At 67.9% G+C, this 18,984-nt stretch carries 21 protein-coding genes; 15 read left to right on the top strand and 6 right to left on the bottom strand.

Going from position 1 to position 18,984, the window contains the following annotated elements:
• Window positions 1-27 precede the first annotated feature (27 nt).
• From ABEA07_RS24140 to ABEA07_RS24095, 10 genes are all read left to right on the top strand, one after another.
• Window positions 28-1,194 (top strand): ABC transporter substrate-binding protein, encoded by a 1,167-nt coding sequence (locus ABEA07_RS24140; RefSeq protein ID WP_345541059.1) that lies wholly within the window; start codon window positions 28-30, stop codon window positions 1,192-1,194.
• Between the two features lie 29 nt (window positions 1,195-1,223).
• Entirely contained in the window at window positions 1,224-2,162 is a 939-nt protein-coding gene (locus tag ABEA07_RS24135; RefSeq protein ID WP_345541057.1) for a ferritin-like domain-containing protein, read from the top strand.
• A 167-nt stretch (window positions 2,163-2,329) separates the two neighbouring features.
• Entirely contained in the window at window positions 2,330-3,253 is a 924-nt protein-coding gene (locus ABEA07_RS24130) for a hypothetical protein (RefSeq protein ID WP_345541056.1), read from the top strand.
• Window positions 3,254-3,286: 33 nt separating this feature from the next.
• Window positions 3,287-4,159: a branched-chain amino acid ABC transporter permease gene (locus tag ABEA07_RS24125; protein ID WP_345541054.1), complete on the top strand. Its 873-nt coding sequence runs from the start codon at window positions 3,287-3,289 to the stop codon at window positions 4,157-4,159.
• Window positions 4,160-4,161: 2 nt separating this feature from the next.
• The gene (locus ABEA07_RS24120; RefSeq protein WP_345541053.1) at window positions 4,162-5,217 is read left to right on the top strand and encodes a branched-chain amino acid ABC transporter permease; all 1,056 of its coding nucleotides are present in this window, start codon (window positions 4,162-4,164) and stop codon (window positions 5,215-5,217) included.
• A complete protein-coding gene (locus ABEA07_RS24115; protein ID WP_345541052.1) occupies window positions 5,198-5,968 on the top strand; it encodes an ABC transporter ATP-binding protein in 771 nt (256 codons plus the stop codon). The genes ABEA07_RS24120 and ABEA07_RS24115 overlap by 20 nt, the downstream gene beginning before the upstream one ends.
• The gene (locus tag ABEA07_RS24110) at window positions 5,961-6,674 is read left to right on the top strand and encodes an ABC transporter ATP-binding protein (protein WP_345541051.1); all 714 of its coding nucleotides are present in this window, start codon (window positions 5,961-5,963) and stop codon (window positions 6,672-6,674) included. Before ABEA07_RS24115 ends, ABEA07_RS24110 begins: the two co-directional genes overlap by 8 nt.
• Entirely contained in the window at window positions 6,664-7,566 is a 903-nt protein-coding gene (locus ABEA07_RS24105; protein WP_345541050.1) for an alpha/beta hydrolase, read from the top strand. The genes ABEA07_RS24110 and ABEA07_RS24105 overlap by 11 nt, the downstream gene beginning before the upstream one ends.
• A 10-nt stretch (window positions 7,567-7,576) precedes the next feature.
• Window positions 7,577-7,966: a RidA family protein gene (locus ABEA07_RS24100; protein ID WP_345541048.1), complete on the top strand. Its 390-nt coding sequence runs from the start codon at window positions 7,577-7,579 to the stop codon at window positions 7,964-7,966.
• 22 nt (window positions 7,967-7,988) lie between these two features.
• Window positions 7,989-8,969 carry an alpha/beta hydrolase fold domain-containing protein gene (locus ABEA07_RS24095; RefSeq protein WP_345541047.1) on the top strand — a complete coding sequence of 327 codons (981 nt, stop codon included), beginning with the start codon at window positions 7,989-7,991 and terminating at the stop codon, window positions 8,967-8,969.
• 7 nt (window positions 8,970-8,976) lie between these two features.
• On the opposite strand, the gene ABEA07_RS24090 is transcribed toward ABEA07_RS24095, so the two are convergent.
• The 5 genes from ABEA07_RS24090 to ABEA07_RS24070 all read right to left on the bottom strand — a co-directional run bounded on the left by ABEA07_RS24090 (window position 8,977) and on the right by ABEA07_RS24070 (window position 12,191).
• The gene (locus tag ABEA07_RS24090; protein ID WP_345541046.1) at window positions 8,977-9,342 is read right to left on the bottom strand and encodes a type II toxin-antitoxin system VapC family toxin; all 366 of its coding nucleotides are present in this window, start codon (window positions 9,340-9,342) and stop codon (window positions 8,977-8,979) included.
• Window positions 9,343-9,426: 84 nt separating this feature from the next.
• Window positions 9,427-9,690 carry a type II toxin-antitoxin system prevent-host-death family antitoxin gene (locus ABEA07_RS24085; RefSeq protein ID WP_345541045.1) on the bottom strand — a complete coding sequence of 88 codons (264 nt, stop codon included), beginning with the start codon at window positions 9,688-9,690 and terminating at the stop codon, window positions 9,427-9,429.
• 113 nt (window positions 9,691-9,803) lie between these two features.
• Window positions 9,804-10,124 carry a hypothetical protein gene (locus ABEA07_RS24080; RefSeq protein WP_345541043.1) on the bottom strand — a complete coding sequence of 107 codons (321 nt, stop codon included), beginning with the start codon at window positions 10,122-10,124 and terminating at the stop codon, window positions 9,804-9,806.
• Window positions 10,125-10,149: 25 nt separating this feature from the next.
• Complete coding sequence (locus ABEA07_RS24075; RefSeq protein ID WP_345541042.1) at window positions 10,150-11,526, bottom strand: phospholipase D-like domain-containing protein; 1,377 nt, start codon at window positions 11,524-11,526, stop codon at window positions 10,150-10,152.
• The gene (locus ABEA07_RS24070; RefSeq protein WP_345541041.1) at window positions 11,523-12,191 is read right to left on the bottom strand and encodes a glutathione S-transferase family protein; all 669 of its coding nucleotides are present in this window, start codon (window positions 12,189-12,191) and stop codon (window positions 11,523-11,525) included. Before ABEA07_RS24070 ends, ABEA07_RS24075 begins: the two co-directional genes overlap by 4 nt.
• A gap of 421 nt (window positions 12,192-12,612) precedes the next feature.
• On the opposite strand from ABEA07_RS24070, the gene ABEA07_RS24065 reads away from it, so the two are divergent.
• Together ABEA07_RS24065 and ABEA07_RS24060 are read left to right on the top strand one after the other, a co-directional pair.
• Complete coding sequence (locus tag ABEA07_RS24065) at window positions 12,613-13,854, top strand: RHS repeat domain-containing protein (RefSeq protein ID WP_345541040.1); 1,242 nt, start codon at window positions 12,613-12,615, stop codon at window positions 13,852-13,854.
• Window positions 13,855-13,871: 17 nt separating this feature from the next.
• Window positions 13,872-14,444: a hypothetical protein gene (locus ABEA07_RS24060; RefSeq protein ID WP_345541039.1), complete on the top strand. Its 573-nt coding sequence runs from the start codon at window positions 13,872-13,874 to the stop codon at window positions 14,442-14,444.
• A 332-nt stretch (window positions 14,445-14,776) separates the two neighbouring features.
• Here the strand turns inward: ABEA07_RS24060 and ABEA07_RS24055 are convergent, their stop codons facing one another.
• Window positions 14,777-15,895 carry a 5-methyltetrahydropteroyltriglutamate--homocysteine S-methyltransferase gene (locus ABEA07_RS24055; protein ID WP_345541038.1) on the bottom strand — a complete coding sequence of 373 codons (1,119 nt, stop codon included), beginning with the start codon at window positions 15,893-15,895 and terminating at the stop codon, window positions 14,777-14,779.
• A gap of 145 nt (window positions 15,896-16,040) precedes the next feature.
• Here ABEA07_RS24055 and ABEA07_RS24050 point away from each other — a divergent pair, with 145 nt between their 5' ends.
• From ABEA07_RS24050 to ABEA07_RS24040, 3 genes are read left to right on the top strand one after another with little or no spacing between them, the layout of a single operon-like run.
• Window positions 16,041-17,147, top strand: a complete 1,107-nt coding sequence (locus ABEA07_RS24050; protein WP_345541036.1) for an aromatic ring-hydroxylating dioxygenase subunit alpha — start codon at window positions 16,041-16,043, stop codon at window positions 17,145-17,147.
• On the top strand, window positions 17,144-17,893 hold the full coding sequence (locus ABEA07_RS24045; protein ID WP_345541034.1) for a GntR family transcriptional regulator: 750 nt from the start codon (window positions 17,144-17,146) through the stop codon (window positions 17,891-17,893). The genes ABEA07_RS24050 and ABEA07_RS24045 overlap by 4 nt, the downstream gene beginning before the upstream one ends.
• Before the next feature lies 1 nt (window position 17,894).
• Window positions 17,895-18,896: a PDR/VanB family oxidoreductase gene (locus tag ABEA07_RS24040; protein ID WP_345541033.1), complete on the top strand. Its 1,002-nt coding sequence runs from the start codon at window positions 17,895-17,897 to the stop codon at window positions 18,894-18,896.
• The last annotated feature ends 88 nt before the right edge of the window (window positions 18,897-18,984 follow it).

The raw sequence follows: 18,984 nt of genomic DNA, 5'->3' as shown, positions 1-18,984 counted from the left end.
CTTTCTCAACTCACGCTTCTCACTGCCATGAACAGCTCATTTCTCCGCCGTTCGACGAAGGTGCTTGCAGGCTTCGCCCTCCTCGGTGCCGCGCTTTGCGCGGCGGCGCAGCAGACCTACAAGGTGGGCTCCGTGCTTTCCATGACCGGGCCGGCCGCCTTCCTGGGCGAGGACATGAAGGCGGGCATGGAGCTGGCGCTGGACGAGATCAACGCCAAGGGCGGCGTGAACGGGAAGAAGATCGAGTGGTTCTTCTACGACGCCGAGAGTCAGACCCAGAAGGGCCTGAGCGCCACCCGCCGGCTGCTCACGCAGGACAAGGTCGAGATGATCGTGGGCGGCGGCAACATGAGCGGCATGGCCATCGCCATGCTGCAGCTCACCGAGAAGGCCGGCGTGCCCTTCATCTCCACCGAGGGCAGCATGCAGATCGTCACGCCGGTGGCCGAGCGGCCGTGGACCTTCAAGTCCACCGTCGATGACGACCAGGTCATGGAGCGCCTGGCCGACTATTTCGCCAAGAAGAACATCAAGAAGATCGCCATGCTGGCCGACTCCTCCGGCTTCGGCCAGAGCGCGGTGGAGCAGTGGAAGAAGGTCGCGCCCGCGCGCGGCTTGGAGGTGGTGTACGAGTCCTTCAATCCGACCGACACCGACATGGCGCCGCAGCTCAACAAGCTGAAGTCGGCCGGCGTGCAGGCCATCGTCTGCTGGACCGTCACGCCGGCCGGCGTGGTGGCGATGAAGCAGGCCAAGACGCTGGGCCTGGGCGAGATCCCCTTCATCCACAGCTACGGCTTCGTCGACAAGCGCTACATGGACCTGGCCGGCGACGCCGCGAAGAACGTGCTGCTGGTGAGCGTGAAGTTCCCGGTCGGCGAGGACCTGCCCGACAGCGACCCGGCCAAGCCGCGCATCCTGGCGCTCAACAAGAACTTCGAGGCGCGCTTCAAGCGCCGTCCCAACCAGTTCGCGGCGCAGACGTACGACGCGATCTACCTCGCCCGGCAGGCCCTCGAAAAGGGCGGGGACGACAAGGAAAAGGTGCGCGACGCGCTGCGCGGCATCCGCGCCTACAACGGCGTGGGCGGCACCTTCAACTTTTCGCCGACCCGGCATTCGGGCCTGTCGAAGTCGGACCTGGTGCTGCTGAAATACGAGGACGGCCGCTTCCGGCTGGCCGACTACCAGTGACGCACCCGCCCGCTCCTGAAGGAACCGCCATGACCGCCGCCGCCACCCTGACCGCGCCCACCATCCTCGACGCGCCCGAGAACCGCTTCCCGCTCGAGCTCGACGTCGCGGTGCCGCGCATCCGCAACCTGTTCCACTCGGCCACCAGCAACCAGTGGAATCCGGCCTTCGACATCGACTGGTCGCAGCTCGATCCCTCGCAGTACACCGAGGCCCAGCGCCATGCCGCGCGCATGTACTGGAGCCGCCGCGCCTGGGGCGAGTACGGCGCGATCTCCGAGTCGCCGGCGCTGCAGATCCGCTTTTGCCAGGAGAACTGCGCGCCCGACATGCGCCTGTTCTTCACCATCCGCACACAGGAGGAATCGCGCCATGCCGAGGTGTGCTTCCGCATGGCCGAGCGGCTGGGCGGCTACATCCAGCAGCCGGACCTGACGGAGTTCCAGGGCTCGGTGGCCACCCACGGCGTGCGCAAGATGGCGCTGGACCCGCAGGTGCCGCTCGAAGGCGTGATCGCCGCGCTGGTCTGCGCGGCCGAAGAGATCGCCTTCGACGTGTTCCGCCACCTGATCGAGATCACGCCCCATCCGGTGGCCAGGCAGGTGCTCAAGAGCATCATGCGCGACGAGGTGCGGCACTGCGCCTTCGGCTGGGCCTTCATGGACAGCCGCATCCCGCACCTGTCGAAGGCGCAGGTCTCGGCGGTGCAGGACGCCATCATCCTGATGATCGAGAAGGTGGAGCTCAACGGCTACCACAGCGCCTGGCTGGCGCCGGAGAACGCGGCCAAGCGCGCCGAGATCGAGACCGACCGCATCACCTGGGAAGCTGGCCTGGGTGCCACCGTGGAGGAACTGGAGAAGCCCGTCTTCGTGGCCTCGGTCAAGCGCATTCGCCGGCAGATGGAAGAGTCCTGGGGCATTCGCCTGCCGATGTTCCGCCACCCCAAGATCGACGGTGAGTTCTGAGCTCTCCCCCAGGCTCCCCCACTTCGTGGGGTCCGCCAACCCCCTCACCGGGGGCGCACCCGGCGGCCCGGCAAAGCCGGTTCCGCGGGTGCTCCACAACGGGCCGGCTTCGCGGCCCGCGGGTTTTCATGTGTCGCGCGTGACGCGACAGCGTTTGGAAAACTGAGATGCAGACTTCTTCTTCATACGCTCCCACGCCGATCATGGTGGAGCGGCGCTTCCCGCTCGACCTGCAGCGCTCGATTCTTTCGATCCGCGAACTCTACGAGGCCGGCAAGCAGCAGCACTGGGTTCCGCAGAAGGACATCGCCTGGAGCGAACTGGACCCGGGGGCCTGGCCACCGCCGGTCGTGGAGGCCGCGCGCCAGGTGTGGAGCCGGCGCGCCTGGGTCGAGTACACGGGACTGGCGGAAACGCCGGCGCTGCTGATCCGCTTCTGCCTGGAACTCGACCGCGAATCCGATCCCAAGTACTTCCTGACCGTGCGCAACACCGAAGAAGCCTGGCACGTGGAGTGCTTCCATCGCTATGCGAAGGCGTTGGGCGGCTATCTCGCGCGGCCGGCCGATCCGGCCTGGGAGCCGGTGCTCAACCGCACGCTCTACCGCGACGCGCTCAACGCGATGCAGTCGCTGGATGCGTACGTGGCGGTGCACTGCGCGGTCGAGGACGGACTGGAACTCGAGCTCTATCGCCTCTACGCCGGCAACGCGCGCGAGCCGGTGGCTGCGCAGATCCTGCAGAAGGCGCTGGCCGCGAAGGAGCGCCATGCCGCCTTCGGCTGGCTCTACCTGGAGGAGCGCGCTTCGCAGATGGATGCGGCCCTCCAGGCCTCCGTGGTCGCGCAGATCACCGCCTGGCTGCAGGAGGTCGCCTTCGCCGGCTACCACATCCCCAGCCTGTCGAGCGAAATCGACGCGAGCGCCGAGTCGGCGGCGGCGACGCTGGTGGCCGAGGCCGGCCTGGGCGCCGCCACGCCCGCGCGTGAGCAGCAGGCCTTCCGCGACTATCTGTCGAGTGCGCGCGCGCGGCTGGGCGAACTGGGCCTGGCACTGCCGGTGCTGCGCCATCCGGTGCTCGGCGAAGTCTGACTTCGATCACGCACCAGCGGGAGCAAGCCGGCGATGAGCGATTCCGTACAACTGCTGTTCTCGGGCCTGGGCACCGGGAGCATCTATGCCCTGGTGGCGCTGGGTTTCAACATCATCTTCAAGAGCACCGGCGCGCTGAATTTCGCGCAAGGCGAGTGGGTGATGCTCGGCGGCATGGTGGCCGCCACCCTCTACGCGGCCAAGGTGCCGCTGCCGGTGGCCTTTCTCGTCGCCACCGCGGTCGCGATGGCCTTCGGCTGGCTGTCCGAGCGGCTGGTGGTGCGGCAGTTGAAGCGGCCCAGCGCCATGTCGATCACCATCCTCACCATCGCGATCGCCATCTGCACCAAGAGCCTGGTGATGCTGTTGCTGGGCAAGAACCCGGCCGGGCTGCCGCCTTTCTCCGGCGAGGGGCCGATCTCCTTGGCCGGCGCGGTCTTCGAGTCGCAGTCGCTGTGGATCATCGGCATCGCCGCGCTGGTGATGGCCGGCGCCGGCTTCTTCTTCAACCGCACCACGCTGGGCAAGGCGATGCGCGCGGCCGCGGCCCAGCCGGAGGCCGCGGCGCTGGTGGGCATCAGCCCGCGGCTGACGATGGCGCTGTCCTTCACGCTGGCGGCTGGCGTGGGCGCGGTGGCCGGCGTGATCGTCACGCCGCTCACGCTGACCTCGTTCGACCACGGCACCATCCTCGGCTTCAAGGCCTTCTGCGCCGCGATGCTGGGCGGCCTGGGCAGCCTGCCCGGCGCGATGGTCGGCGGCCTGGTGCTGGGGCTGGCCGAAAGCTTCGCCGGCGGCATGCTGTCCTCGCATTTCAAGGATGCGGTGGCTTTCGTGGTGCTGCTGGCGGTGCTCGTGAAGTGGCCCAACGGGCTGCTGGGGCGCGGCCAGGTCGAGAAAGTCTGAGCATGGGCAGCACCGCTTCATCGCAGACCCTGGGCGGCCGGCTCGGTCGCAGCCGGCGCGCGCTGGTGATCATCTGGGCACTGACGCTCGTGTGGCCCTTCGTGGCGCCCAACGACTACCTGTTGAGCCTGGGCGTCTATTTCTTCATCCACCTGGTGCTGATCGCCAGCCTCAACCTGATCATGGGCTGGACCGGCCAGGTCTCGCTGGCGCATGCGGCCTTCTACGGCCTGGGCGCCTACGTCAGCGGCGTGCTGAACACACGCTGGGGGGTGTCGCCCTGGCTCGGCACCGTGGCTGCCACGCTGGGCGTGGCGGCGGTCGCGGCGCTGATCGGGCTGGCCACGCTGCGCCTGCGGGGACCTTACCTGTCGATGGGCACGCTGGGCTTCAGCGGCATCCTGTCGGTGCTGTTCGTGGAACTGGTCCCGCTGACCGGCGGGCCCAACGGCCTGGCGGGCATCGCACCCTATTCGCTGTTCGGCTTCGAACTCGACACGCCGGGGCGCTTCTACGGCCTGGCCTGGGGCGTGGGCGCGGCGGTGATGTGGTTGCTCCTCAACCTGCTGTGCAGCGTGCCGGGGCGCGCGCTACGGGCCATCGAAGGCAGCGAGATCGGTGCCAACACGCTGGGCGTCGACACCTTCCGCTACAAGGTCGTCGCCTTCAGCCTCTCGGCCGGCATGGCCGGCCTGGCGGGCGCGATGTACGCGCACTTCAACCTGTTCGCCTCGCCCGAGACCTTCGGCTTCTTCGCCTCGGTGCTGCTGGTGGTGATGGTGGCGCTGGGCGGCATCGGCTCTTACTGGGGGCCGATGTACGGCGCCGCCATCCTCACGGTGGTGCCGGAGCTGCTTCGCCGCTTCCAGGACCTGGAACTGCTGGTCTTCGGCGCCTGCATGATCGTGGTGCTGCTCTACATCCCGGGCGGCATCGCGGCGCTGGCGGCCCGCCTGCTGTCGCGGTCGCGCCCACCTGCCGCGCCCGTGCGCAGCAGCAAGGAGGGGCGGCTGCCCGCGTCGTCGATGGAGGCCACCGATGGCACTGCTGGACGTTGAGAACCTGCGCATCAGCTTCGGCGGGTTGCACGCCGTGGACGGCCTGAGCACCTCGGTGCGCCAGGGGCAGATCAAGGGGATCATCGGTCCCAACGGCGCCGGCAAGACCACGCTCTTCAATGCCATCGCCGGCATCCAGAAGCTCAGTGCCGGCTCGATCCGGCTGGAGGGCCGGCCCATCGAGTCGCTGCAGCCCTGGCAGCGCGCGGGGCTGGGTATCGCGCGCACCTTCCAGAACCTGCAGATCTTCCCCGAGCTCAGCCTGATCGAGAACGTGATGATCGGCTGCCATCCCAAGGCGCGGGCGGGCTTCTGCGGTGCGCTGCTCGGCCTGCCCGGCGTGCGGCGCGAAGAACGGACCATCGAGGAGCGGGCCTACGCGCAACTGGGCTTGCTGGGTATGCAGGACCGAGCGCTCTCGCCGGCCGGCGACCTGAGCTTCGGCGAATCGAAGTTGCTGGAAATCGCCCGTGCACTCGCCGCCGACCCGAAGATCCTGATGCTCGACGAGCCGATCGCCGGCGTGCCGGCCGCCGAGCAGGCCCCGGTGGTGCGCATGATCCGCGAGATCAACGCCCGCGGCGTGACCGTCATCCTGGTGGAGCACAACATGCGCATGGTGATGGGCCTGTGCGACGAGATCCTGGTGCTGCGCAGCGGCCGCTTCCTTGCGCAGGGCACGCCGCGCGAGATCGCGGCCGACCCCGAGGTGATCGGCGCCTACCTGGGCGAGGAGCCGGCCCATGCTTGAGATCCGCGACCTGCATGCCTCCTACGGCCAGGGCGACGTGCTGCACGGCATCTCGCTGGACGTGCCGGGGGGCGAGTTGACCGCCCTCATCGGGGCCAATGGCGCCGGCAAGTCCACCCTGATGAAGACGATCAGCGGCCTGATGAAGCCCACGCGCGGCGCGGTGCGCTACGAGGGCCGGGACATCGGCGGCCTCGGCGCGGAACGCATCGTGCGATTGGGCCTGGCGCTCGTGCCCGAAGGGCGCAAGGTGTTCGCGCCGCTGACGGTGGCCGAGAATCTGGAGATGGGCGCCTTCCAGTTCCTGATGCGTCGCGATACGCAGCGCTGCCGTTCGCGCCTGGACTTCGTGCTGGCGCTGTTCCCCAAGCTGGAGGAGCGCCTCGCGCAGCCCGCCGGCACGCTCTCGGGCGGCGAGCAGCAGATGCTGGCCATCGGGCGCGCGCTGATGTCGGACCCGAAGCTGCTGCTGCTGGACGAGCCCTCCATGGGGCTCGCGCCGCTGATCGTGCGGCAGATCTTCCAGACCCTTTCGGAGTTGGCCGCCCAGGGCATGACCGTGTTCGTCTGCGAGCAGAACAGCGAAGTGACGCTGCGGCACGCGCGCACCGGGCATGTGCTGGAAAGCGGCCGCCTCGTTCTGTCGGGGCGGGCATCCGAGCTCGTTGCCGATTCACGTGTGAAGGAAGCCTATCTTGGAGTTTGATACCGAGGGCATCGTCGAACTGATGCAGGTGCTCGAGCGCAACTACAGCCTGCGCGCGCGGCATCCCGAACGCGCGGCCATCTACGCGGACTACGAGGCGCGCAGCGAGCGCTTCCGCGCCGAGGCCTCCGGTTGGCAGTGCTTTCCGTATGGCAAGGCGGAGCGCTGTGCGATCGACTGGTTCCCGGCGCAGCGCCCGCCGGGCGCGCCGCCCGCGCCGGCGGAAGGCACGCCGCTGCTGGTCTTCATCCACGGCGGCTTCTGGCGTGCGCTCGACCGCCGAGTCTTCAGCTTCATCGCGGAGCACTACGTGAAGGCCGGCATCGCGGTGGCGATGGTCGGCTACGAACTGGCACCGGTGGCCAAGCTCACCGACATCGTCGACCAGGCGGCCGATGCGCTGGCCTGTCTCAATCGCCGGGCCGGCGAGTTGGGCTTCGACACGCGCCGCGTCGGCGTCTCGGGCCATTCGGCCGGCGGGCATCTCGCGGCCATGGTCAGCGCGGTGCCGCCACAGAGCCTTGGCGGGCACCCGCTGATGTGCGTGGCGCCGGTCAGCGGCGTGTTCTCGCTGGCGCCGCTGCTGCTCACCAGCATCAACCACGACGTGCGCATGACGCCGGACGATGCGCTGCGCCTGAGCCCCTCGGCCATGGAGCGCTTCTACACCGGCGAGTTCATCGTCGCGGTGGGCGAGAAGGAGACGGACGGCTTCATCGGCCAGAGCCGCGACTTCGTCGAAACCGCCGAGCGCAAGGGCGCGAAGGCGACGCTGCAGATCGTGCCGGGGCGCACGCATTTCAGTGTGCTGGAAGACCTGGCGCGGCCGGAGTTTTCCCTGTTCCAGCGCGTGTTCGAGGCGATCACGCGCACGCCCGCATCCACTGCATAGGGAGCGCCCTTTGACCGATTCCATCAATCCACCCACCGTCCCCGCGCCCGCCGGCCCCTATTCGCAAGCCGTGCGCGTCTCCGCGCCCGGGCAGTGGCTGCACGTGTCGGGCCAGATCGGCATGCGCGCCGACGGCTCGCTGGCCGAAGGCGTGGAAGCGCAGGCCACCGTCGCGTGGCAGAACCTGCTGGCCTTGCTGGAAGCATCCGGGATGGGTGTGCAGCACCTGGTGAAGCTCGGCACCTTCCTGGTCGACCGCGAGCACCTGGCGCTGGTCAACCCGGTGCGTGCGCGTTTCCTGGGCGATGCGCGCCCGGCCTCGACGCTGATCGTCGCGCGCGAGCTGGCGCGGCCGGAGTGGCTGTTCGAGATCGAAGCCGTGGCCTTCCGGGCCGATTGACCGCGGCGTGGCGTCCCCGGGCTTGTTCGACAGCAGTCCCGGCTTCGAGCCGGAAGCCTTCGCGTCCTACGCCTATCCGCGCGTGCTGGACCCGCAACTGGCGCAACTGCTCGAGGCGCAGCGCGTGGCGCGCGGGCCGGTCGATCGCTATGCCTTGCCCTTCCCGGAGGCGCGGCTGCAATTGCTGCAGGAGCGGCGTCTGGGCCAGACGGGCGAGCCTGCGATGCAGAGCATCGAAACGTCGGGACTGCAGGTGGCCGATCGGTGGGTCGGCCTGCGCTGGTATCACGCGGGTCCGGCAGAGGCCGATGCCGTCGCGCTCGTCTATCTGCATGGCGGAGGCTGGTGCGTGGGATCGAACGACACGCACGACACGGTGTTGCGTCATCTCGCAGTCGCCTCGGCCTTGCCGGTGTGCGGGGTCGACTATTCGCTGGCGCCGGAGCATCCCTTTCCGGCTGCGCTCGACGACGTACGCGCGGTGGTGGATGAACTGCTGGCACGGCATCCACGTGTGGTGCTGGCCGGGGATTCCGCGGGCGCGAACCTGGTGCTGGCCGAGGCCATGCGCCGCCGCGACGCAGGCGCGGGGGAGGGGATTGCGGCGTTGCTGCTCTTCTACGGTGTCTACGCACCGCTGCGCGAAAGCGGGTCCTGCGCGGCCTATGGTGGCGGTCAATTCGGACTCAGCGTGGCTGCGCAGCGGCGCTACCTCGATGCCTACCTGCCAACGTCCGCGAGTGCGGACGCGCGCGTGTTCCCATTGCTCGGCCGGCTCCATGGCCTGCCGCCGGCTTATCTGCTGGCCGCCGAGTTGGACTTGCTGTTGGACGATTCGGTGCGGCTGCACCATGCCATGGCAGCAGCCGGGAGCCGTTCAGTGCTTCGCGTATGCGCAGGCATGAACCATGGCTTTCTCAATCACGCCAATCTGCTGGGCGCAGCGGCTGGGGCGCTGCGTGAGGCTGGGGGTTTTGCAGCGGCCGTCGCAGGATCGTTGTGACCTTCGATCAGCCGCCGCTGCTTCGGGCGAGGAGGGGTTCCCATGGGTTCGCCAATCGCACGCCGGAAGCCTCGAAGTGCTTGACGTTGCGCGTCACGACCGTCGCGCCGTGCACCCATCCCGTCGCCGCAATCAGAGGGTCGCGATAGTCCCTGGCGTCGGCCCACGGCAGTTGCGCCGCCCGCCGGGCCACCCTGTGATCGACCGGCAGGACGCGGCCGGCGAAAGCAGGCAGCACCATGTCCTCCAGCCATCGGTTGAAAACGCTGGCCTGCATCTCATCGCCTCGCTGCGCAGCCTGGCTGATGCCGCGTTGGATTTCCAGGACGGTGATGGAGGAGATGTACAGCGTGTCCGTGCGCTGAGCCGCCATCCAGGCCTGCACGTTCGGATGGCAGGTGCTCTGCGGACTTCGGAGACGACGTTGGTGTCGAGCAGCAGCATCAGATTCCTGTGGTCAAGCGTCGATGTCCTTCGGGTGGATGCGGATCGGCTCGAAATCGACGTCGAAGGCGTCGGCCTCGGGCATGCGCAGCAACTCGACCAGGTTCTTGTCGGTGTGCGTCAGGCGTCGGTACTCGGCGATCGGGATGAGCGCCAGGGTCGGCTCGCCGCGGTCGGTGATGATGACGGTGCCGCCCTCGCTGGCCACACGCGTGGCGGCGCTCACGTTGTGCACGAACTCTCGGCTCGTGACGGTCTTGATCTGTGCGTGTCCCATGGCGGTCCCTTTCAGTACGAGTGCTCGGCACGCCGGCGATCGCGCCGGGTAGGCCTCGACTCCCGATCCAAGTCGGGAACGGCGGTTATGTTGGCAACGTTACTAAGGAATCGTCAACTCGCCACCGAGGAGTTCGTCGTGGCCGTCGTTCGGCATGACGCGTCACCCAGACCACAGTCCGGCCTCGGCGAGGCCGACTGCGCGCGTTCGCGGGACAGCCGGCAGCTGCACCAGTTGGCCGTGTAGACGAAGGCGTCGAAATAGCCTCGCATCCATTCGGTGGGATCGGCCTTCAGCCCGCCCCATTCGTAGTGGTTGACGAAGCTGGAAGCGCTGATGTGGCCGCGCGTGGACACCTTGCGCAACTGCGCCATCTCGGCCGCTGTGAGCGGGCGGTCGATGGCTGCAAATTCGTAGTACTGGTATTCGCTCATTGCAACGATCCGTCCAGCCCGGCGATCAAAGCTGGAACGCGATCGTCAGCAGCAGCCCCTCGGCAATGTCCCGGACCAGCCCCGGTCGCCGTGCACGGTAGGTCTCGCCGGCCGAGGCCGTGGTTTCGATCCACTGGGCCAGCCAGTCGATGTCCTGCGCGCCGTAGAACACCACCGCGGCCTCGTGGTTCAGCAGCAGGCTGCGCATGTCGAGGTTGATCGAGCCGCACAGGGCGAGCTGCTCGTCCACGACAACCGCCTTCGCGTGGGCCATGAAGGGCAGCATGCGGAAGGTGGCGCCGGCGCGCGCGAGGTCGCGCATGGCCCGGGCGCGCACGAAGTCGGCCAGCCGGTGGTTGGAGCGCGCGGGCATGGCGATGGTGACCTGCACGCCGCGGCGCGCGGCCAGGCGCAGGGCGTCGCGCAGGCCGTCGCCGGGCACGAAGTAGGGCGTGACGGCCAGGATGCGGTGCTCGGCGCGGAAGCAGGCGTCGATCAGCAGCGCGTGGGCCGTGTCTTCAGTCTGGTCGGGACCGCTGGGCAGGAATTGCGCGAGGCTGCCGGATACCGGCTCGGCGGCTGCGATGGTGCGCGCCCTGCGCCCGCGCACCGAGGCCCAGTCATGGTCGAACTGGCGCGCAGCCGCGACGGCCACGCTGCCCTTCAGGTCGAAGGAAAGGTCGTGCCAGGGCTTCGGGTGCTCGTCGTTGCCGAGAAAGTATTCGCCCGCCAGGTTGCGCCCGCCCGACCAGAGCCAGCCGTCGTCTGCGATGGTGAGTTTGCGGTGGTTGCGCAGGTTGCGCGGGCCGGTGCGGCGCAGGCTGAAGATGGGGCGGAACACCGCCACCTCGGCCCCGGCCTCGCGCAGGGCTTCGAAGTGATGGCGCGGCAGCGACAGCGCGCCGAAGCCGTCGAGCAGTACGCGCACCTTGATGCCCTCGCGCGCGCGCCGCGACAGGCGGTTGATCGCCTCGTGGCCCAGCGCGTCGTCGCCGATGATGAAGGTGCAGACGTCGATGCGCCGCCGCGCGCCCTCGATCACCTGCCACAGCGCATCGCGCGCCGCCGTGCCGTCGGCGTGGAAGCGCACGCTGCAGGGGCCGGGCGCGGCCAGGCCGAAGCTCTCGATCAGGTCGGCCGCCCAATGCCCGGCCGGCACGGAGCGCGGCGGCCGTGCCGAGCCGGCCGGCCGCAGCTTGCGCTGCCCGAACAGCAGGTAGACCGGCAGCATGAAGTAGGGCAGCAGTACCAGGCCCATGACCCAGGCGATGGCGGTGGTGGGCGCGCGCTGCTCGCGCCGCGCGCGCGTGCTCAGCACGTAGACCAGCAGCGCGACGGTCACGACCAGCAGGTGCTGCGACGGCGAGGGCAGCCAGTCGAGCCAGTCGTCGATGCGGTTCACGCGGCCAGGTGGGACTGGAGGGACTCGGGGACCGGCCTGCCCTCGGAGGCCAGGAAGCGCATCATCCGCCCGACCACGGTGCGCACCGCGGGCCGCGCCCCCACGCGCTCGCGCCAGGCCAGGAGGCGCGGCGTCGCCGCGGTCATGCCGGCGCCCTTGCGGTCGCCGAAGATCTGGGCCATGTAGAAGGCGATGTCGGCGAAGCCATAGTCGCCGGCCAGGAAGTCCGTCTGCCCGAGCCGCGCTTCCATTTGCTCGTAGAAGCGGGCGCAGGCGTCGCATGCCGCCATCGCCGCCTCGCTGCCCATGTCGTGCTGCAGGCCCATGAGCTTGATGACGTGCGGGAAGTACACCTCGTCCGACAGGAGTTCGAGCTGGCGGGCCCGGGCCCGGGCTGCGACGTCGCGGGGCCACAGCGGCGGCTCGGGCACCCGGTCTTCCAGGTATTCGAAGATCTGGGTCGAATCGAAGATCTCGACCTCGCCGTCGATCAGCACCGGCACCTGCCGCTTGGGATTGACGCGCAGCACCTCGGGGTGTCGGGGCAGGTAGTTGTCGTCCTTGTCGAAGGGCACCATCTCGGCCTCGATCGGGATGCCTTTTTCGAGCGCCGCGATCTGCGCCTTGGCGCCGAACATGCTGAGGGGGCCGGTGTAAAGCTTCATGAGCCGCGATCATGCCGTGACTTTGCGCGGACTGCATCTCGGTGCCGTGGCGCTCACGCGCTTTGGCGTCGCTCGCGATGGACGCCACAGCCTCGGAAAGGAAAGCTGCGTGGTCAACACACGGAGCCGGGTTTCCCGAATCACCGCCGGCGGCCGTGCGCATCTTGCACTGGGACGACGATGCACTTATATTCGCGCGGCCCCGCAGATCGGCCTGATGCGGTGCGATCAATAAGAATCCAGGTCAAGGGATGTCTGTCACGTGAAAAGCCAATCATGGCTGGCGCCTTTCCAGGCGTTCGCTGCTTCTCTCCGGGCTGCTTGGTCGAAGTCCGCACGATCCAGGCGCGACATCAGCCCCGAACGCAGCGCCAAGGGCCACTCTCACTCTCGAGACCCTCGTCGCAGCCAACGACAGGCCGTGGGACGAGATCGACAGGCTCCGGTGTCGGCGCCAACTCTGACTTCTCAGGCGCCCTCGGTCGCCTTCAGTTTTTTTCGCACCGTTGCCATCGTCCTCTTCATCATCGGGGCTGCCGGCGCGATCGAGGCCATGCCGACCTCGGGCTCCGTGCCGGGCACCCCGGCCACGGCGAGCCTGACGCAGACGCTCAAGGACTTCTTCAGCCGGCTCTGGAGCCCTGGGGTTTCGGATGCGGAGACGCTTGGAACGGTCTACCTCTACGGTGAAGACGGCAGCCTGCTTTCCGAGGTGGGAACGGGAGGCGCGAACAGCGGCGGCACCGTCAACTACATCTACCTGCCGACGGCCAACGGGCCGATGCCGATCGCAGCGGAGATCAACGGGCAGTTGTATGCGGTGCACAGCGATCACCTGAACACCCCCAGGCGATTGACCGACAGCCAGGGGCAGGTGGCCTGGCAGTGGGCCTACTCGGCCTTCGGTGACGAGAAGCCGACGATCGCGGCGAATCGATTTGCCAACCCTGATATCAACCCGAATCCAGGCACGACCTCCATCGCGCCGATCGAGTTCAATCTTCGGTACCAGAACCACTACGCCGACAAGGAGTCGGGGCTCTTCGAGAACCGCAGCCGCTTCTATCACCCGCCGAGCGGCCGCTACACGCAAGGTGACGGGTACGGGCTGAATGCAGGCCCGAACCGCTTCATCTATGCGCTGGGTGATCCGTTGGGCGTGTTCGATGATGACGGACTGGAGCCGAAGAAGCCCAGCGGCGCTGCGCCTGCGCCGTTCTCGCCGCTGACCGGGGGCACGATCAAGGCTTCGCCGGTACCCGGATGGCAGCCTGTGCAGATCGGTGTGCTCAGTGGTGCACGTCCAGGTTCTGGAGGGTTGCCCGCTGGCCCGCAAGCCATGGGTGGACCGTCTTGCTCGCCGGGAGCGTTGCATGCCGCACAGGAGACAACGACCGTGATTGGTCGGGTCAGGGATCTCAATGATCTTGAGGCCGGCGAGAAGTCGCTGCTCGATCGCCTGCCGAGTCTGGGGAACCCGAAGGCCAACTGGCAGCAGAACGCTGGCGTGCTTCGCGAAGAGATGCGGCGCGGCCTGCCGATTCGTGACGCCTCGCCGGGCGATACAGCGGGTCAGTTCCTCAATGCTGAACGCAATCTGCTGAGGGATCGCGGTTGGACGTTTGACTCGAAGACCAGCTTCTGGACGCCACCGAAGCAATGATGAAGAATTCAGGCGCCATGGATACGCCAGACCGTTCGTATCTGCACTTCGTGCGAAAGGTCCGAGAAGCGTTTGCGTTCCTCACGGACGAGGGCTTCGTAGAGATTGATGCATTGCCAACGCTGGTGCGCTTCCATAAAAGCGGCATTGAAGTCGACGTGTATCACGGGCGCCAGTCGTATGAGCTCGGAGCCGGGGTCACCTTCTCCGGGACCCGATATGCGATGTCAGAGATCGTTCGTGCCACCGATCCGGAAGCGGCGAAGGGGTATCGCAATGCGGTGGCGACAACCCCCGAGGGAGTAGCCGCAGGCCTTGAGGCGTTGAGTTCGTTGATGGAGCGCTACGGGAGTGCGGCGCTAAAGGGTCATGCGGGCTTCTTCTCGATGCTCGAAGCGCAACGAAGGCAATGGTTGGAAGAGTACACCCTTGATGTCCTTGCCTCCCAATTGCGACCGAAGGCTGATGATGCGTTCCGGCGAGGGGACTACTCGGCGGCCGCTGCGCTGTATGGCCGCATCAGAGATCGTCTGAGCCCTGCGGAGACCAAGAAGCTGGCGCTTGCCGAAGGGCGCAGCAGGCGACCATGACGACAGGCAGTGTCGTCGTTCGCTTCCTCCATGCAGATTGAAGTGTCCAGGCACTGCGCACCTGATTGGGACTCTTCGCGTTACGGGTGCGGGCCGCCTCTTCGGCAGTGAACATCCTGGCTACTCTAGAGTCCGCTGAAACATTCAAAGGCTGGTTGAGGGCCGCCCGAGCCGGGATGCGATACAAGGCGCAAAGCGCAGCGGTACCCGTAGGTATCGGGAGTATTTGCGCAAGCTGTGCAGTAGCGCAAGAAGCCGGGTTTCCCGAATCACCGCCGACTTGCTCCCGCAGTACCGGATGAGCCATAAGAACCATTGAGACACTGCGGTTCTCATTCCCCCCAAACCTCCCGCGCCGTCTCCACCACCAGCCGCAGCTTGTTGCGCTGGTCTTCCACCGCGATGTTGTTACCGTGCACGGTGCTGGAGAAGCCGCATTGCGGCGACAGCGCGAGTTGTTCCAGTGGCGCGTATTTCGCGGCCGCCTCGATGCGCGCCTTGAGTTCGTCCTTGTCCTCCAGCTGGCCGAACTTGGTGGTCACGAGGCCCAGCACCACGGTCTTGCCCTTGGGCAGATAGCGCAGTGGGCGGAAGTCGCCCGAGCGGGCGTCGTCGTACTCGAGGAAGTAGGCGTCCAGGTCCATCTCCTTGAGCAGGGCCTCGGCCACCGGCTCGTAGTTGCCGGCCGCGGCGTGCGTGCTCTTGAAGTTGCCGCGGCACAGGTGCATGGCCAGGGTCATGCCCTCGGGCTTCTGCGCCACCACCTTGTTGATGAAGGCGGCATAGCGGTGCGGCAGCTCGTTGGGGTCGTCCCCGCGCTGGCGGGCGGCCTCGCGCATGCGCTCGTCGCACAGGTAGGCGAGGTTGGTGTCGTCCATCTGCACATAGGTGCAGCCGGCAGCAGCCAGCGAGCGCAGCTCGTCACCGTAGGCTCGGGCCACGTCGTCGTAGAAGTCCGGGTCGAGCTCGGGGTAGGCCTCCTTGCTGATGCCGGCGCGCCCGCCGCGGAAGTGCAGCATGGTGGGCGAGGGGATCGTCACCTTGGGCGTGCGGCCGGGCGAAACCTGGCTCTTGAGGTACTCGAAGTCGGCCAGCTGGATGGCCTTGGCATGCGTGACCTTGTCGATGACGCGCATCACCGGCGGGGCCAGCTCTTCCGTGCCGTCGGGCTTCCTGATCGTGACCGGGATGTCGGTCTTCACCCCGCCCAGCTGCTCCAGGAAATCGATGTGGAAGTAGGTGCGGCGGAACTCGCCGTCGGTGATGCTCTTGAGACCGATGTCCTCCTGGAACTTCACGATCTCGGTGATGGCCTTGTCCTCCACCGCGCGCAACTGTTCCGGCGTGATCTCGCTCCGGGCTTTCTGCTCGCGCGCTTCGAGCAGGTACTTGGGGCGGAGAAAGCTGCCGACGTGGTCATAGCGGGCAGGGAGGCGGGCGTGCTGGGACATGGTGGGGCTCCGTCGAATCTCTGGAAAGAACGGTCGATCGTAAACGCACGGCAAGGGTCTCTTTGGATACAGGAATATGCGTGTTTACCCTCGAAAGAACCAAAATCTCTGGATTTTCTGGTGCGAATGTATACATTGCGTATCCATGAGTGTGTCGACCAGCTCCTTTCCGCTCAATGCCTGGTACGCGGCTGCCTACGACGTGGAGGTGCGGCGCAACCTGCTCGCGCGCACGGTCTGCAACCAGAAGCTGGTGCTGTACCGGCGTGGGGATGGTCAGGTGGCCGCTCTGGAAGATGCCTGCTGGCACCGGCTGATGCCCCTGTCGCTGGGCCGCCTGGAGGGCGACGAGCTGGTCTGCGGCTACCACGGCCTGGTCTACAACAGCCAGGGGCGCTGCACCCACATGCCCAGCCAGGAGACGCTCAACCCCTCGGCCTGCGTGCGCGCCTACCCGGTGGTGGAGAAGCACCGCTTCGTCTGGGTCTGGCCCGGCGACCCGGCGCTGGCGGATCCCGCCTCGGTGCCCGACATGCACTGGAACGACGATCCGGCCTGGGCCGGCGACGGCAAGATGATCCGCGTGGCCTGCGACTACCGGCTGGTGGTGGACAACCTGATGGACCTCACCCACGAGACCTTCGTGCATGGCTCATCCATCGGCAACCGCGCGGTGGCGGAGGCGCCTTTCGTGGCGACCCACGGCGACCGGTCGGCCACCGTGACACGCTGGATGGAGAACATCGATGCGCCGCCGTTCTGGGCCGCGCAGATCCGGCATGCGCGCGGGTACGAGGGCAAGGTGGACCGGTGGCAGATCATCCGCTTCGAAGGACCCTGCACCGTGAACATCGACGTCGGCGTGGCCGAGGCCGGCAGCGGCGCGGTGCCGCGCGACGGGCAGCCGGGGGACCGCAGCCGGGGCGTGAACGGCTACGTGCTCAACACCATCACGCCGGAGACCGAGACCACCTGCCTGTACTTCTGGGCCTTCGCACGCAACTACTGCATCGGCGAGCAGCGTCTGACGCACGAGCTGCGCGAGGGCGTGGCCGGCATCTTCCGCGAGGACGAGCTGGTGCTGGAGGCGCAGCAGCGCGCCATCGACGAGCGGCCGGGCAGGGAGTTCCACAACCTCAACATCGACGCGGGCGCGATGTGGGCGCGGCGGCTGATCGAAGGGATGATCGCGAAGGAAAGGCCGGCTGCGGCCAGGATCCCGATCCGGCCGGAACCGACGGTTCGGATATGAGCGCGATGGAGCCGAACGAGGCCGGCAGCTCCCAGGCCGTCAAGGCCCAGCTGCGCTTGCGCGAGATGGTGCTGGCCGGAGAGCTGCCGGGCGGCACGCGGCTGGCGGAGGTGGCGATCTCCGAGCAGCTGGGCATCTCGCGCACGCCGGTGCGCAGCGCCCTGATGCGGCTGGAGCAGGAGGGGCTGCTGGAGTCCCTGCCCAATGGCGGCTACGCGGTTCGCACGTTCTCCGAGGGCGATGTCGCCGACGCGATCGAGCTGCGCGGCACGCTGGAAGGCCTGTCGGCCCGGCTCGCGGCGGAGCGTGGCGCGGCGCCCGTGGTGCTGCGCGAGGCACGTGCCTGCCTGCGCCGCATCGACGAGCTCCTGCAGCAACCGGCCTTGGACGACGCCGCCTTCTCCCGTTACGTCGAGTTCAACGGCCGGTTCCACCGTCTGCTGGCCGAGATGGCCGGGAGCGCGCTGGTCGCGCAGCAACTGGAGCGCGTCGTGAACCTTCCCTTCGCCTCGCCCTCGGCCTTCGTCGTGGTGCAGGCCAACTCCCCCGCTGCGCGCGACATGCTGGTGATCGCGCAGGACCAGCACGAACAGGTGCTCGATGCGATCGAGAACCGCGAAGGCGCGCGCGCCGAGGCGCTGATGCGCGAGCACAGCCGGCTTGCGCAGCGCAACCTGCGCGAGGCGCTGCACGGCGCGCATGACCATCCCTTGCCGGGAGTGCAACTCATCCGACGGCGTGCATGACATGACCACCAACGACATTCACTGGATGCCCGCCCGCATCGCAAGCTGCCTCGACCTGACGCCGACGGTGCGTGAATTCCGGATCGTCCCCGAGTCGGGCCTGGTAAGTTCCTACGAACCCGGCTCGCACCTGCAGGTGCAGGTCCTGATCGGTGAACCCGGGGCAGGCCGGGTCCAGACGCGCCACTACTCGCTGATCGGCGAGCCGGACCCGCGCGCCTGGCGCATCGCGGTCAAGCGCCTGGACGACGGCCGCGGCGGCTCGCGTGCGATGTGGCGGCTGGCGCCGGGCGACCGCCTGCTGGTGGCAAACCCGCAGAACCACTTCGGACTGGACGCCGGCGCGCCGGGCTACCTGCTGGTGGCCGGCGGCATCGGCATCACGCCGTTGGTCTGCATGGCGCAGCGGCTGGGCGCGCTGGCGGCGCGCCGCGGCGTGCCGGTGCGGATGCTCTACGGCGCGCGCAGCGAAGACGAACTGGCCTACCTGCCGCAGCTGCGCCAGGCCCTGGGCGACGCGGTGGAGACGCACGTGGGCAGCGCGCCGATCGACTTCGCCGCTGCGATCGCAGACTTGCCGCGCGGCGGCCAGCTCTACACCTGCGGGCCGGTGCCGATGCTGGAAGCGGTCCGGCGCGCCTGGGCGGCGGCGGGGCGGCCGCCGGCCGACCTGCGCTTCGAGACCTTCGGCAGCAGCGGGCGTCTACCCGCGCAGGCCTTCGAGGTGCGCATCCCTCGCCACGACCTGCGCATCACCGTGCCGGCCGACGGCAGCCTGCTCGAGTCGCTGGAGGCCGCGGGCGTGCAGGCACTGTGGGACTGCCGACGCGGCGAATGCGGCCTTTGCGCGATGGACGTGCTGGCCGTCGAGGGCGAGATCGATCACCGAGACGTGTTCCTGTCGGAACACGAGAAGCGCGAGGGCCGGCGCATCTGCGCCTGCGTGTCGCGCGCGGTCGGCACGCTGACCATCGATTCCGCCTGGCGTCCGGATGGGCCCTGAGCAGCTTGCCGGCGATTGCGCGATCATCGCGCGCGGCATCGGATGATCGCGCATAAATTGCAGGAGCCGCGACCGCTGCTAGGTGTTT

This window comes from Variovorax defluvii (assembly GCF_039541515.1).
Lineage (GTDB): Bacteria > Pseudomonadota > Gammaproteobacteria > Burkholderiales > Burkholderiaceae_C > Variovorax > Variovorax defluvii.
The sequence above is the reverse complement of the archived record's forward strand: the minus strand, read 5'-3'. Positions and strand labels throughout refer to the sequence as shown.

What these genes read in the sequence shown, in the direction of transcription:
- ABEA07_RS24140 (WP_345541059.1), top strand. Translation starts at nt 28, where the DNA reads ATGAACAGCTCATTTCTCCGCCGTTCGACGAAGGTGCTTGCAGGCTTC.
- ABEA07_RS24135 (WP_345541057.1), top strand. Translation starts at nt 1,224, where the DNA reads ATGACCGCCGCCGCCACCCTGACCGCGCCCACCATCCTCGACGCGCCC.
- ABEA07_RS24130 (WP_345541056.1), top strand. Translation starts at nt 2,330, where the DNA reads ATGCAGACTTCTTCTTCATACGCTCCCACGCCGATCATGGTGGAGCGG.
- ABEA07_RS24125 (WP_345541054.1), top strand. Translation starts at nt 3,287, where the DNA reads ATGAGCGATTCCGTACAACTGCTGTTCTCGGGCCTGGGCACCGGGAGC.
- ABEA07_RS24120 (WP_345541053.1), top strand. Translation starts at nt 4,162, where the DNA reads ATGGGCAGCACCGCTTCATCGCAGACCCTGGGCGGCCGGCTCGGTCGC.
- ABEA07_RS24115 (WP_345541052.1), top strand. Translation starts at nt 5,198, where the DNA reads ATGGCACTGCTGGACGTTGAGAACCTGCGCATCAGCTTCGGCGGGTTG.
- ABEA07_RS24110 (WP_345541051.1), top strand. Translation starts at nt 5,961, where the DNA reads ATGCTTGAGATCCGCGACCTGCATGCCTCCTACGGCCAGGGCGACGTG.
- ABEA07_RS24090 (WP_345541046.1), bottom strand. Translation starts at nt 9,342, where the DNA reads ATGGCGGCTCAGCGCACGGACACGCTGTACATCTCCTCCATCACCGTC.
- ABEA07_RS24085 (WP_345541045.1), bottom strand. Translation starts at nt 9,690, where the DNA reads ATGGGACACGCACAGATCAAGACCGTCACGAGCCGAGAGTTCGTGCAC.
- ABEA07_RS24080 (WP_345541043.1), bottom strand. Translation starts at nt 10,124, where the DNA reads ATGAGCGAATACCAGTACTACGAATTTGCAGCCATCGACCGCCCGCTC.
- ABEA07_RS24070 (WP_345541041.1), bottom strand. Translation starts at nt 12,191, where the DNA reads ATGAAGCTTTACACCGGCCCCCTCAGCATGTTCGGCGCCAAGGCGCAG.
- ABEA07_RS24060 (WP_345541039.1), top strand. Translation starts at nt 13,872, where the DNA reads ATGGATACGCCAGACCGTTCGTATCTGCACTTCGTGCGAAAGGTCCGA.
- ABEA07_RS24055 (WP_345541038.1), bottom strand. Translation starts at nt 15,895, where the DNA reads ATGTCCCAGCACGCCCGCCTCCCTGCCCGCTATGACCACGTCGGCAGC.
- ABEA07_RS24050 (WP_345541036.1), top strand. Translation starts at nt 16,041, where the DNA reads ATGAGTGTGTCGACCAGCTCCTTTCCGCTCAATGCCTGGTACGCGGCT.
- ABEA07_RS24045 (WP_345541034.1), top strand. Translation starts at nt 17,144, where the DNA reads ATGAGCGCGATGGAGCCGAACGAGGCCGGCAGCTCCCAGGCCGTCAAG.
- ABEA07_RS24040 (WP_345541033.1), top strand. Translation starts at nt 17,895, where the DNA reads ATGACCACCAACGACATTCACTGGATGCCCGCCCGCATCGCAAGCTGC.